Annotated in this window: 12 protein-coding genes; 8 read left to right on the top strand and 4 right to left on the bottom strand. The window is 68.5% G+C overall.

Translation table 11 applies throughout. The features are described 5' to 3' along the window. The first annotated feature begins 41 nt into the window (after positions 1-41). From E1H18_RS12350 to E1H18_RS12335, 4 genes are read left to right on the top strand one after another with little or no spacing between them, the layout of a single operon-like run. Positions 42-1,157 (top strand): MlaE family lipid ABC transporter permease subunit, encoded by a 1,116-nt coding sequence (locus E1H18_RS12350; RefSeq protein WP_172268455.1) that lies wholly within the window; start codon positions 42-44, stop codon positions 1,155-1,157. Continuing rightward, positions 1,154-2,011 carry an ABC transporter ATP-binding protein gene (locus E1H18_RS12345; RefSeq protein ID WP_172268452.1) on the top strand — a complete coding sequence of 286 codons (858 nt, stop codon included), beginning with the start codon at positions 1,154-1,156 and terminating at the stop codon, positions 2,009-2,011. The genes E1H18_RS12350 and E1H18_RS12345 overlap by 4 nt, the downstream gene beginning before the upstream one ends. Positions 2,012-2,014: 3 nt before the next feature. Continuing rightward, positions 2,015-2,953, top strand: a complete 939-nt coding sequence (locus tag E1H18_RS12340; protein ID WP_172268449.1) for an MlaD family protein — start codon at positions 2,015-2,017, stop codon at positions 2,951-2,953. Then, positions 2,950-3,579: an ABC-type transport auxiliary lipoprotein family protein gene (locus E1H18_RS12335; protein WP_172268446.1), complete on the top strand. Its 630-nt coding sequence runs from the start codon at positions 2,950-2,952 to the stop codon at positions 3,577-3,579. The genes E1H18_RS12340 and E1H18_RS12335 overlap by 4 nt, the downstream gene beginning before the upstream one ends. On the opposite strand, the gene E1H18_RS12330 is transcribed toward E1H18_RS12335, so the two are convergent. Beyond that, positions 3,576-4,340, bottom strand: a complete 765-nt coding sequence (locus tag E1H18_RS12330) for an NUDIX domain-containing protein (protein WP_172268443.1) — start codon at positions 4,338-4,340, stop codon at positions 3,576-3,578. The genes E1H18_RS12335 and E1H18_RS12330 overlap by 4 nt on opposite strands. Before the next feature lie 69 nt (positions 4,341-4,409). Next, positions 4,410-5,543, bottom strand: coding sequence for a pole-localized protein SpbR (gene spbR / locus E1H18_RS12325; RefSeq protein ID WP_172268440.1), 1,134 nt, complete (start codon positions 5,541-5,543; stop codon positions 4,410-4,412). 148 nt (positions 5,544-5,691) lie between these two features. On the opposite strand from spbR, the gene E1H18_RS12320 reads away from it, so the two are divergent. The 3 genes from E1H18_RS12320 to E1H18_RS12310 all read left to right on the top strand — a co-directional run bounded on the left by E1H18_RS12320 (position 5,692) and on the right by E1H18_RS12310 (position 9,409). Beyond that, entirely contained in the window at positions 5,692-7,488 is a 1,797-nt protein-coding gene (locus E1H18_RS12320; RefSeq protein WP_172268437.1) for an ATP-binding protein, read from the top strand. A 234-nt stretch (positions 7,489-7,722) separates the two neighbouring features. Continuing rightward, complete coding sequence (gene rnk, locus E1H18_RS12315; protein WP_172268434.1) at positions 7,723-8,142, top strand: nucleoside diphosphate kinase regulator; 420 nt, start codon at positions 7,723-7,725, stop codon at positions 8,140-8,142. 82 nt (positions 8,143-8,224) lie between these two features. Further along, positions 8,225-9,409: a CaiB/BaiF CoA-transferase family protein gene (locus tag E1H18_RS12310; protein ID WP_172268431.1), complete on the top strand. Its 1,185-nt coding sequence runs from the start codon at positions 8,225-8,227 to the stop codon at positions 9,407-9,409. Between the two features lie 146 nt (positions 9,410-9,555). Here the strand turns inward: E1H18_RS12310 and E1H18_RS12305 are convergent, their stop codons facing one another. Beyond that, entirely contained in the window at positions 9,556-10,425 is an 870-nt protein-coding gene (locus E1H18_RS12305; protein ID WP_172268428.1) for a transglycosylase SLT domain-containing protein, read from the bottom strand. 192 nt (positions 10,426-10,617) lie between these two features. Here E1H18_RS12305 and E1H18_RS12300 point away from each other — a divergent pair, with 192 nt between their 5' ends. After that, the gene (locus E1H18_RS12300) at positions 10,618-11,334 is read left to right on the top strand and encodes an energy transducer TonB (RefSeq protein WP_172268425.1); all 717 of its coding nucleotides are present in this window, start codon (positions 10,618-10,620) and stop codon (positions 11,332-11,334) included. Between the two features lie 19 nt (positions 11,335-11,353). Here the strand turns inward: E1H18_RS12300 and E1H18_RS12295 are convergent, their stop codons facing one another. After that, positions 11,354-12,517, bottom strand: a complete 1,164-nt coding sequence (locus tag E1H18_RS12295; protein ID WP_172268422.1) for an acyl-CoA dehydrogenase family protein — start codon at positions 12,515-12,517, stop codon at positions 11,354-11,356. Positions 12,518-12,519 lie beyond the last annotated feature (2 nt).

Below are 12,519 nucleotides of genomic sequence, written 5' to 3'. Positions count from 1 at the left end.
TTAGGGCCTGGATATAACGCCCAAACAAGCTCACGGATTTCATGGCGCTACCGGCGGACTTCATCTTGACCGAGCAGGACGGCCGCTCGACGGCGGCGCTCTCGGGAGATTGGACCGCACGCGGCCTGCTGGACGCGGGGCTGCGACTGTCCGCGGCCGTCAAGGCGCCCAAGGACGTCCATTTCGACCTGACCGGCGTCAATCGCTGCGACACCGCCGGCGCCTACGCCATCCTGCGGGCCGGCGGCGATACGCTGGACGCCCGGCGCGTCGAGGCCCGCCCCGAAGTCCTGCGCCTGCTGGAACTGGTCGGCGCGGCCATCCAGGTCGAGCCTGAGCCCACCATCCGCCCCAACGGCTTCCACGCCCTGCTGGAACGCATCGGCCGCGGGGTCTTCGACCTGTTCAAGGATGGCTACGGCACCCTGGTGTTCCTAGGCCATCTGCTCAGCGCCGTGGGCCGCTGCATCGCCGATCCGCGTCGCATCCGCTGGGCCCCGACCATTTCGCTGTGCGAGCGCGCGGGCCTGGACGCCATGCCGATCGTGGCGGTGACCACATTCTTCATCGGCGCGGTGGTGGCCCTGCTGGGCGCCAACATGCTGACCGACTTCGGCGCTCAGGTGTATTCGGTCGAACTGATCGGCATCTCGGTGATGCGCGAATTCAACATCCTGATCACGGCCATCCTGCTGGCCGGCCGCTCGGCCTCCAGCTTCGCGGCCGAGATCGGCTCGATGAAGATGAACCAAGAGGTCGACGCCATGCAGGTCATGGGCGTGGACCCCTACGAAGCCTTGGTCCTGCCGCGCTTCGCCGCCCTGCTGCTGACCATTCCGCTGCTGACCTTCGTGGCCACCCTGGCCGGCTTGGCCGGCGGCATGCTGGTGGTGTGGGTCGTGCTGGACCTGTCGCCGACCTTCTTCCTGCAGCGGATCGTCGACTATATCGGCGTCACCCACTTCTGGATCGGCATGTGCAAGGCGCCGGTCATGGCCGCGGTGATCGCCGCCATCGGCTGCCGGCAAGGCATGGAGGTCGGCAACGACGTCGAGTCGCTGGGCCGTCGCGTCACCGCTTCGGTCGTGCACGCCATCTTCGCCATCATCCTGATCGACGCGGTCTTCGCCCTGATCTTTATGGAGCTGGACATATGACCCGCGCCAAGAAGACGCCGCCGCCTCCCCCGCCCCCCTCTTCCCTGGTCGCCGATACGGCCGAGTCGGAGAAGTTTCCCATCGAGGTGCGCGGGCTGGTTTCGTGCTTCGGCGACAACGTCGTGCACGACGGTCTGGACCTGAAGGTCGAGCGCGGGGAAGTTCTGGGCGTGGTCGGCGGCTCGGGCACCGGCAAGTCCGTCCTGCTCAACAGCATCATCGGCCTGAAGGTCCCCGACGGCGGCCAGGTGCGCCTGTTCGGCGGCGACATGCGTACGGCGTCGCGCCGGCGCTGGTCGTCAGTCGAGCGCCGCTGGGGCGTGTTGTTCCAGCAGGGCGCCCTCTTCTCGAACCTGACCGTGCGCGAGAACGTTTCCGCGCCGCTCTACGAACACACCCGCCTGCCCAAGCGCGAGGTCGAGGAAATCGCTGATCTGAAGATCGCCATGGTCGGCCTGCCCGCTCGCGCGGCGACTTTGAAGCCCGCCGAGCTTTCGGGCGGCATGCGCAAGCGCGCCGGCCTGGCCCGCGCCCTGGCCATGGACCCCGAGCTTTTGTTCCTGGACGAACCGACCGCGGGCCTGGACCCGATCGGCGCGGCGGCCTTCGACGACCTGATCAAGGACCTGTCGGACAGCCTCGACCTGACCGTCTTCATGATCACCCACGATCTGGACAGCCTCTACGCCATCACCGACCGCGTCGCCGTGCTGGCCGACAAGAAGGTGGTGACCGTGGCGCCCGTGCGCGAGCTCGAGCGTTCGGAACATCCATGGATCCAGAAATACTTCCTGGGCCCGCGAGGACGCGCCGCGGCGTCTCCCGCTGATAGCCAGGCGCAGGCGAGGACGTAACCGATGGAAAGAAACGCCAACTACGCTCTGGTCGGGGCCATTTCACTGGCCCTGTTCATGGGCCTGGTGATCTTCGTGGTCTGGCTGGCCAAGCTCAGCTTCAGCCGCGACTACGACCTGTACGACATCCTGTTCATCGGTCCGGTGCGCGGCCTGTCGCAAGGCGGCGAAGTGCACTTCAACGGCATCAAGGTCGGCGAGGTCAGCCGCATCGAGCTGGACAAGACCGACCCCAACCGCGTCATCGCCCGCGTGCGCGTCTCGTCGGACGTGCCGATTAAGGTCGACAGCTACGCCACGCTGGAGCCGCAGGGCATCACGGGCGTGAACTACGTCCAGATCACCGCCGGCTCGCCCAACAAGGAGCTGCTGAAGGACACGGTCGAGGGCGGCAAGGTGCCCGTGCTGCGCAGCCAGCGCAGCGCCCTGTCCGACCTGCTGGAAGGCGGCGGCACGGTGCTGACCCGCACCATCGAGGCCTTGGACCGCGTCAATCGCGTGCTCAGCGACAAGAACATCAAGACCTTCAGCGCCTCGCTCAGCGACGTCCAGGCGGTCACCGCCGAGCTGCGCGAGCGCAAGGAGATCATCGCCGACGCCCAGAAGGCGCTGCAGAGCATCGACCAGACGGCGCAATCGATCACCAGCCTGACCAACAACGCCAACGGCCTGGTTGAAGGCGACGCCAAGCGCACCATGAAGGAACTGGGCGACGCCGCCGCCGAGCTGAAGGCCGCCGCCAAGGACGCCCGCGGCATGGTCGGCAAGCTGGAAGGCCCGACCAGCGACTTCGCCAGCACCGGCCTGCCGCAGCTGTCGGCCGCCATCGTCACCCTGCAGTCGGCAGCCGAGTCCCTAGACCGCCTGGTCGGCGAGGTCGAACAAAATCCCCGGAGCCTGGTCGGCAAGGCGCCCGCCAAGGAAGTGGAGGTCCAGCCGTGATCCGTAACGCACTCCGCATCGCGGCCGTCTCGGCGGTCGCCGTCAGTCTCTCGGCCTGTATCAGCGTCTTCCCGAAGACCAAGCCGGTGGGCATGTACCGCTTCGGCCAGGCCGAGGTCAGCGCGCCGAAAGGCCCGCCCGGCGCGATGTTCGGCGTGCTGAAGGCCCCCAGCGCCTTCACCCGCGCCGCCGCTGGCGACCGCATCCTGACCAGCACCAATGGCGAGGTGGCCTATATCGCCGGCTCGCGCTGGGTCTCGCCGGCCTTCGTGCTGTTCGAAGAAGCCGTCGCCCGTTCGTTCGAGAACGACCCCGGCCGCGCCCGCCTGATCGGCCGCGGCGAGGTGGCCAAGGCCGATCTGGTCCTGCGTCTGGAGGTCCGCACCTTTGAGACAGATTACGTGAACGGCCCCAAGGCTGCGCCCGAGGTCGTCGTGCGCGTGCGTGGCGTCCTGAACCGCAACACCGATCGCGTCTTGGTAGGCGACCAGATCTTCGAAGCGCGCGTAAAGGCCGCCGACAACCGCGTCGGCGCCATCGTTCCGGCCTACGACGAGGCCGTGGCCAAGGTGCTCGGCGAAGTCGTCGGCTGGGTCAACGCCGCCGGTCCGGGCGTCAAGAGCTAGAGCGCCTCCAGCGGCTCGGTCACTGCGCCGTAGCCGGCATCGTCGGGGATCCGCAGCACGCGGCCGTCGACCCACGGCTCGACCGTGACCAGCGCCCTGCCCTCGGCCCGGATCACCGCGTCGGTCGGGCTGGCGCTCTCGGCCAGCAGTTGCAGGTTCATGCGCGTGGGGAAGATCACCTTGCGGGCGCCCGAGGCGGCCATGTCCAGCGCCATCGCGGGAGCGATCCACTCGGCGTCGACGGCCTCGTGGCCATCGCAGATCGCCTGCTGGGCCAGCGGCGCATGGGCGACGTAGAACCACGTGTCGAAGCGCTTGGGCATCATCCGCGGCGTGATCCAGCGCGCGAACACCGTCAGGGCCGACAGGTCCAGCTTCAAGCCCAGGTCCTCGACCACGTCGATGAAGGCGACCTTGTCCTCGGCCACCGCCGCCCGGACGTCCTTGGCCGCCTCGCCGGCATAGAAGGCGCCGTCCTTGTCGCGAGCCAGCAGCACGCCGGCCTCCTCATAGGCCTCGCGGATGGCGGCGATCCGCAGCGGCGCGCCGTCCTGGCACTCGGTGTCGAACCCGAACGCCAGATCGCGCCAGCGCGGGTCGTGGTCGCCCTGGTGGCTCTTGCCGCCCGGGAACACCAAGGCGCCGCCGGCGAAGTCGATCTGGTGGTGCCGCTTGACCATGAGCACCTCGAAATCAGGCGCGTCTCGAAGCAGCAGTACGGTGGCGGCGGGACGAGCATCGCCGGACGACGGATCAGACATGACAGCAAGTCTGGCGCAGGTCCGCGCAGTTGCACAGTCCAAATTCGAACAGTCGTTCGACGCGTGGCCTTAAGCCGAGGCGGCCTGACGTTTCTCGACACTCTGATCCATGCGCTCGATCAGGTACTCGCTGTCCTCGCGCGATACGGCGTGGGACGAGGTGAGAAAGCGCTGGATCATCCGCTCCTGGAAGCGCTCTCGGTCATGGGCGCGACCGTCGAACTCCAGGCCGTGGAAAGCGTCGACGCCCGCGCGGAACGCCGGCAGCAGGCGCGGCGGCAGTCCCGCCCGCTCGCAGATCGCCTTCAGGCCCAGGGGACCGGCGTCGTGGATCATCAGCCAGGTGCGGTGATGAGGAATGCCGGCCAGCTCGGCCACCGCCCACTCGAAGAAGGCCATATGCCCGTGCGCCAGACCCCGCAGGATCAGCGATGGCGACAGGCGGCCCACGCGGTGCAGGTGGGCGACGAAGGCCTTGGGATCGGCGGCGCGGCCGGCCTGGTCCACCAGGTCGATCGTGGCCCGCTCCTTGGCGCCGATCATCAGCTCCAGGGTCAGTTCCGCCGACAGGGCGTGGTGGCTGAGAATGTGGTCGCGCAACTGATCGCCGACCATGTCGATCAGGCGTTCGGTCACGGCCAGCGGCAGGACCGAGCGATAGGCTACGGCCTGCAGCACCTGCTCGGACTTGGCGAAGCGGTCGAGCGCCTTCTGCAGCGCCACTTCCGAGAAGCGGGCGTTGTCGTTGGCGCAGGCGGCGGCGACCACTGTCTCGTCGCCCTGGTCGACCAGCAGGGTGGTGATCCGAGTCGACAGCTTCGAGCGCTTGGCCACCGCCATCTGGCGCTTCGGACCGCCCACGCGGACGATCTCGGCCAGGTCGGTGTCAGTGAACACCGGCGAGAAGTTGATGATCGGCAGGCTGACGCTGTCGACGTCGCGCGCCAGGCGATTGGCGACGTCGGGCGGCAGGACCGGCGAGTTCTTCAGCGTGACGGCCAGCGCCCGGCGCACCAGCTCGGCGGCGTCGGCGGCCATGACCCGCAGGATGTCGTGAGCGACCTGTCGCCCCTCTTCGTCGAGCGTAGCGCGGTCGATGTTGCGGCATAGCTTGTGGGCCGCCAGGGCGCGCTCGTCCGGCGTCGCGCCCTTCACGAGCATGCGGATGTCTGAATCAGTGAGTGCGGCGCGTGTAGTGGCCATGGGATCTGCCCGACCTATGCTGGGAGTCGATCTTCAGCGGTTAGGCTTAACGATTGTTTGCTGTGGGTAGCTGTGGATTAACGATAGACCGTAACCGGGTACAAACCACACCTCTCTATCCTGCGCGCTCAATCGAAGGAGCGCGAACTTGCTCGCAGAGCGCCGCCAGAACGACAACACGATGGACGGCGCGCGAGTGGCCAAGGCGCTGGACGCCCAGGCGGCGCTGCTGCCTTACGCGCTTGGCGTTTTCGCGATCAGCCTGCCGCTGTTCGTGTGGGTCGGCTCGTTCGCCGCCAACCGAATCTGGATGACCGCCAGCTTCGCGGTGTTCGCGATCAACTGGGGCGCCTTCTACGCCGCCATCAACGGACTGCGCGACGACGCGTCGCAGGATCTGGGCCGCCGGGCGCGGGTCTACGTGTTGTGCGGGGTGATGTGGGCGCTGGCCGTCGTGCAGATCTCGGCCTTCGCCCAGGGCGCAGGCCCGGCGCGCGAAACCCTGCTGATGATGGCCACGGCCGGCGCGGTGCTCTGCGCCTTCTTCGCAGCGCCCTACCTGCCCGGCCTGCTGATCGTCGCCCCGCTTGCGGCGGCCGGTCCGATGATCGCCCACTTCTCCAGCGGCGGCGATCGCCAGGAGGGCGAGCTGACCTTCGGCGCCACGGCGCTGGGCCTGACCCTGGCCCTGATCCTGAACCGCATGTTCCGCCGCCAGCACGATCTGTCGGTCGTTCACGAACAGCTGGTCGAGGAGCGCCTGCGGGTGCTGGAGGGCGCCGAACGCACCGCCCGCTCCAAATCCGACATCGTCGCCACCCTCAGCCACGAAATCCGCAACGGCCTGACCGGCGTCACCCACGTGCTGGCCGCCGCCGCCGGCAAGGGCGGCCGCGCCGCGCCGTCGCGCGAGCAGCTGAACGCCGCGCTGGACGCCGCCCAGGACCTGATCGCGGTGCTGAACGCCACGCTCGACTCCGAAACCGCCGAGTCGGGCCGCCTCAGTGTCGAGGCCCTGCCCTTCGACCCGGCCCGCCTGATCCAGGACCTCGTCCTGCTCGACAAGCCGCACGCCGCCGCCAAGGGGCTGGAGCTGGCCGTCCACATCGATCCGCTCCTGCGCGGCCGCGACAAGGGGGCCGCCATCGCCGACGCGCTGCGCACCCGCCAGATCGTCGCCAACCTGCTGGGCAATGCGGTCAAGTACACCGTGCGCGGCCGCATCGAGGTGCGTGTCGAGCTGCGCGGCGATCAAGTCGCCGTCGAGGTGGCCGACACGGGTCCCGGCCTGTCGACCGAGGAAATGGAGCAGGCCTTCGAGCCCTTCCGCCGCGTGGAGCGCACCGGCGCCGGCGTCAACGGCGCGGGGCTAGGCTTGTCGCTGTCGCGCCAGCTGGCGCGGCTGATGGGCGGCGCCCTGGAGGCCCGCAGCGCCGTGGGCGTGGGCAGTTGCTTCACCCTGACCCTGCCCTTCGATGACGCCGCCGAGTGCGAGTTCGAGGAGGAGCTGGAAGCCAGCGCCAGCGAACCGCCTGGCGCGCCGCGCACCCTGCGCGTGCTGATCGCCGAGGACGACGCCCTGAACGCGGCCATGCTACGCGCCATCCTGGAGCAACTGGGCCATCAGGTGGTCCACGCCCAGAACGGCCGCCGCGCCGCCGATCTGGCCCGCATCGCCGAGTTCGACCTCCTGATGCTGGACCACCGCATGCCGGTGCTGGACGGCCCTGGCGCCGCCTCCGCCCTGCGCGGCGCTGACGGCCCCAACCGCAACGCCCCGATCGTCGCGATGATCGACGGCGACGGCGAGGAAGCCACCGAGTTCCTCGAGGCCGGCGCCGACATCGTGCTGCGCAAGCCGGTCAGCGTCGCCGCCATAGCCCGCACCCTGGCCGACGCCGCCGCCCTGGACCGCCGCGACGTCGCCAAGTCGGAAGCCGCCTAGTCGGTTTGACAAGCCGAGCCGGCGGTGAACAATGGCGCATGTTCTCGCGCTCGACCTTTCGGCGTTTCTGCCATCACGGCGGTAGCCTGCTCGCAGGCTCCTAGCCCCGAACCGTCCGCGCGCCTGTCGCTGCGGGCGTTCGGGGCGAACATACATCCTCCCGCCATCCAGACGGTCGCCCTCAGTACCTGAGACGGGCGCCGTCGCGCCTCCCTACATCGCCTGGAGCTTTTCATGCCCTCGCAAGCGGACGCCGTCGCGCGTCCTCGCATCATCATGGCCGAGACCGAGGTCGAACGCCTGTCCACCCTGGCCACTCAGATGCAGCAGGCCGCTCCGCTGGCGGCCGACATGCTGCTGGCCGAGATCGACCGCGCCGAGATTCGCGCCGACAACGACATGCCCGGCGACGTCGTGCGCATGCGCTCGACCGTCCGCTTCGAGGACGACGCCAATGGCCTGGCCCGCTCGGTGCTGCTGGTCTACCCCAAGGAAGCCGACATCGAAGCCGGCAAGATCTCGGTGCTGTCCCTGGTGGGCGCGGGCCTGATCGGCCTGGCCGTCGGCCAGTCGATCCGCTGGCCCGACCGCGACGGCCACGAGCGGCTTTTGCGCATCCTCAAGGTCGAACCGCCCGGCTGCCTGGTGTTCTGATCGAAAGGCTTGCCCACGGGTAAGCCTTTCCAATCCCCGCCAGCGTCCGCACACTCGCCTTCAACAAAAGGGAGAGACGCGGATGCTGCAGGGACTGCGGGTCGTCGAGCTGGCGACCTATATCGCCGCTCCGGGCGCGGCCGGGATCATGGCCGACTGGGGCGCCGAGGTCATCAAGGTCGAGTCCCCCGAGGGCGACCCGATGCGGCGCTTCTTCGACACCATCGGCACGGACCAGGACGCCAACCCGGTGTTCGAGCTGGACAACCGCGGCAAGCGGGCCGTGGTGCTGGATATCCGTAGCGACCTGGGCCGCGAGGCGCTGAAGGCTCTGGCCGCCACCGCCGACATCTTCCTCACCAATGTCCGCCCCGCCGCCCTGACCCGCGCCGGGGTGGACTATGAGGCGCTGAAGGCGATCAATCCGCGCCTGATCTATTGCAGCCTGACAGGCTACGGCCTGGTCGGCCCCGATCGCGACAAGCCCGGCATGGACGTGGCGGCCTTCTGGTCGCGGGCCGGGGTCGGCTCGATCACCGCGCCCAAGGGCGCCGAACCCTTCCCCATCCGCACCGGTATGGGCGACCACGTGACGTCGCTGGCCACGGTGTCCGCGATCCTCGCGGCGGTTCACGAACGCACCCGCACCGGTAAGGGACGGCTGGTCGAGACCTCGCTGCTGCGCACCGGCGTCTATGCGATCGGTTCGGACATGGCGATCCAGCTGCGGTTCGGAAAACTGGCCTCCACCCGCGGGCGGCGTGAAGCGGTGCAGCCCCTGGCCAACTTCTACAAGACCGCGGACGGGCGCTGGATTTGCCTGTTGCCGCGCCAGGGCTCGGTCGACTGGCCGCGCATCGCCGCCGCCGCAGGGCGGCCCGAACTGGTCGATGACCCGCGCTTTGCTTCCGCCAAGAGCCGCCGCGAGCATGGGCAAGCCTTGGTCGACATCCTGGACGAGGCCTTCGGCGGCATGAGTTATCCACAGGCCGAGGCGGCGCTGGACGCCGGCGACATCACCTGGGCGCCCTATCAGACTCCGCGGGAACTGGTCGAAGACGCCCAGGCCGAGGCGGCGGGCTGCTTCGTGGACACGCCGGACGGCGCGGGCGGCACGTTCAAGTCGCCGGCCGCTCCGGCGCGTTTCCCCGGCGTGGACGACACGCCGCGCGGTCCGGCCCCGAAGCTGGGGGCGGATACGGAAAGCGTGTTCAGGGAACTGGGCTGGTCGGCGGAACAGGTGGCCGCTTTGACCACCCACGCCTAACCCCAAAAAATCCGATTTTCCCGGCGAAAGCCGGGACCCAGATGGAGAGGCGCTGAGGCAATTTCCAGAAACGCGGCGCCGATCCCGTCAGTCCCACGAGATGGGATCTGGGCCCTGGCCTTTGCCGGGGAAACGGGTGTTGGGGATCAGCGCTGCTTGACCTTGTCGTTGGCGTCGGCCAGCACGCGCAGCATCTCGGCCGAGAACATCGAGCTAGCCAGACGCTGGCCCGCGCCGCCGCCGCTGATGTCGCCGCCGCCGAACGGGTTGGCGTCCTGTGAGCCGCGCAGGATCAGGTCGACCACCGCTTCCTGCTGCTTGATACGCTCCAGGCGGCGGCCGCTGGCATACTGGATGAAGCCCTGGTCGACGCTGTCGGCCTGACGCGCAGGCGCCGGATCGGTAATGCGGCCCGAACCGCCGGTCTTGGTGAGGTTGGCGTAGACCTCGCCCACCGTGGCCGAGCGGCCGTCGCGATAGAAGATCGACTTGTTGGCCTGGGCGGCGTCGGGGAACATCGCCGCGGCGCTGGCGCCGGGGTTGCTGGTCGCAGCCTCGATCAGCCGGGCCGAGCCAGCCGGACCCAGGAAGTGGGCGGCATAGAGTTCGCCGGACGTCGGCGAGCGCCCCACCCGGCCGCGCAGGTACGACGCATGGTCCGAGGCCAGCTCGCCGGCCATCAGCGAGGCGGCGTGCGGGTCCATCTTCAGGCCCAGCACCGCCTTGCGGGCCTCGTCGCCCTCGACACGGTAGCGGCCGTCGGACCCTTGCGAGATCAGGTCGGCATAGCGCGCGTAGCCATACTTGGAGCCGTGCTTCTTCAGCGTGGACAGCCAGGTCTGGTCGACGAACTGGAAAAGGCCCGAGGCGGAAGAGGTCCGCGCCTTGGCGGCCGGATTGAAGCCGCTCTCGCGCTTGGCCGTGCCCACCAGGAACGAGAAGTCGACCCCGGTCGCGCTGGAAGCGCGCTGGATCGCCGACTCGACGACGCTGCGGATGGAACTGACGGCGGGCATGGGCCTCATGACTCGGCGATCATGGTTAATTCCGAATTAACCACACTCCGACCGCCCCGTCCGGAGACGAGATGCCGCACCCAATCTTACAAACGTAAGAAAATCGACAAGCGGATTACGATTGTCAATTTACAGCGCCAACCACCTGTGATGACCTGATGCTACGGGTGTAATTTCATCTTGGAGGTCATCATGGCCCTGGCTCTCAATCCCAATGGCTCCGGCATTCCCGGCCTCGACGCCGCACCGCGCAAGTCCTCCAAGGCCTTGCTGATCGGCCTGGGCGTCTCGGCGGCCGCACACGTCGCTCTGGTCGGCTATCTGGCCTACCAAAAGTGGGTGACGCCGCTGCCGACGGTAGTCGAGGACAAGTCGTTCCTGCTGGACCTTCCCCTTGCCCCGCCCAAGCCGCCGCCTCCCCCGCCGGCCGATCAGCCGCCGAAGGCCTCGAACCCGATCAAGGTCCACACGCCGGTGGCGACGCCCATCACTCCGCCCGAAATATTGCCAGTGAAGACTTTGGACGTCCCCGACGGCCCTAAGGTCGCCGGTCCCCCCACCTTCACCCCCGACCCGCCCGCGCCTCCGGCTCCGCCCGCGCCGCCCATCAAGGCCATCACCCGCGCCAACTGGCTGCGGCTCCCCTCGGCCGACGACATGGCCCGCTACTATCCCGAAAGCGCCCAGCGGCGCGGCCTGTCGGGCATGGCGACCCTGAACTGCGTGGTGGCGGTCAACGGCACGGTCCGCGACTGCTCGGTCCTGTCGGAAACCCCGACCGAGGAAGGCTTCGGCGACGCAGCCCTGAAAGTCTCGCGTTTCTTCAAGATGAAGCCGCAGATGGAGAACGGCCAGGCGGTCGACGGCGCGACCGTCCGCATCCCCATCCGCTTCAACGCAGGGGCATGACGCTTCCCGCCGAGCGCGTTCAATAGCTCTTGGGCAGACCCAGGACGCGCTCGGCGATGAAGTTCAGGATCATCTCGCGGCTGATCGGCGCGATGCGGGCGATCATCGACTCGCGGAAATAGCGCTCGACGTCGTACTCCTTGGCGTAGCCCATGCCCCCATGCGCCAGGACAGAGGCCTCGCAGGCATGGAAGCCAGCCTCGGCGCCCAGATACTTGGCGGCGTTGGCTTCGGCCCCGCAGTCCTTGCCCGCGTCGTAGAGGGCGGCGGCCTTGAAGGCCAGGAGATTGGCGGCCTCCAGCTCGGCCCACGACTTGGCCAGCGGATGGGCCACGCCCTGGTTCTGGCCGATCGGCCGGCCGAACACGACGCGCTCCTTGGCGTAGGTCGCAGCCTTGGCCAGCGCCGCGCGGCCCAGGCCCACGGCCTCGGCGGCGAACAGCACGCGCTCGGGGTTCAGGCCGTGCAGCAGGTACTGGAAACCCTTGCCCTCCTCGCCGACCAGATCGCCGGCCGGGACGAACAGGTCCTCGATGAAGAGCATGTTACATTCGACGGCCTTGCGGCCCATCTTCGGGATCGGCTTGGCCTCGATCTCCGCGCGGTCCGTATAGAACAGGCTCAGCCCCTGGGTCGGCTTGGCGCACTGATCCTTGGGCGTGGTGCGCGCGATGATCAGGATCTTGTTGGCCCGCTGGGCGCCGGTGGTCCAGATCTTGCGACCGTTCAGGCGATAGCCACCGTCGACCTTCTCGGCCCGCGTCTCCAGGCTGGAGGTGTCCAGGCCCGAATTGGGCTCGGTCACCGCGAAGCACATCTTGTCCTCGCCCGAGATCAGCCGCGGCAGCAGGCGCTCGCGCTGGGCGTCGCTGCCGAACTTCAGCAGCGGCATCGGACCGAATATGTTCAGGTGGATGGCGCTGGCGCCCGAGAAGCCCGCGCCCGACTGGGCCACGGCCTGCATCATGATCGCCGCCTCGGTCAGGCCCAGGCCCGCCCCGCCAACGCTCTCGGGCATGGCCACGCCCAGCCAGCCGCCCTCAGCGATGGCGGCGACGAATTCCTCGGGGAAGTTTCCGGTGTCGTCGGTGCGGCGCCAGTATTCGTCGTCGAAGGCCGCGCAGACCTTGGCGACGCCTTCGCGGATGGCTTCCTGTTCGTCGGTCAACCAGAATCCGGACATCC

Source organism: Caulobacter sp. RHG1 (assembly GCF_013181195.1).
Lineage (GTDB): Bacteria > Pseudomonadota > Alphaproteobacteria > Caulobacterales > Caulobacteraceae > Caulobacter.
The sequence above is the reverse complement of the archived record's forward strand: the minus strand, read 5'-3'. Positions and strand labels throughout refer to the sequence as shown.

Coding starts and splice junctions, on each gene's coding strand:
- E1H18_RS12350 (WP_172268455.1), top strand. CDS start 42: ATGGCGCTACCGGCGGACTTCATCTTGACCGAGCAGGACGGCCGCTCG.
- E1H18_RS12345 (WP_172268452.1), top strand. CDS start 1,154: ATGACCCGCGCCAAGAAGACGCCGCCGCCTCCCCCGCCCCCCTCTTCC.
- E1H18_RS12340 (WP_172268449.1), top strand. CDS start 2,015: ATGGAAAGAAACGCCAACTACGCTCTGGTCGGGGCCATTTCACTGGCC.
- E1H18_RS12330 (WP_172268443.1), bottom strand. CDS start 4,340: ATGTCTGATCCGTCGTCCGGCGATGCTCGTCCCGCCGCCACCGTACTG.
- spbR (WP_172268440.1), bottom strand. CDS start 5,543: ATGGCCACTACACGCGCCGCACTCACTGATTCAGACATCCGCATGCTC.
- rnk (WP_172268434.1), top strand. CDS start 7,723: ATGCCCTCGCAAGCGGACGCCGTCGCGCGTCCTCGCATCATCATGGCC.
- E1H18_RS12310 (WP_172268431.1), top strand. CDS start 8,225: ATGCTGCAGGGACTGCGGGTCGTCGAGCTGGCGACCTATATCGCCGCT.
- E1H18_RS12305 (WP_172268428.1), bottom strand. CDS start 10,425: ATGCCCGCCGTCAGTTCCATCCGCAGCGTCGTCGAGTCGGCGATCCAG.
- E1H18_RS12300 (WP_172268425.1), top strand. CDS start 10,618: ATGGCCCTGGCTCTCAATCCCAATGGCTCCGGCATTCCCGGCCTCGAC.
- E1H18_RS12295 (WP_172268422.1), bottom strand. CDS start 12,517: ATGTCCGGATTCTGGTTGACCGACGAACAGGAAGCCATCCGCGAAGGC.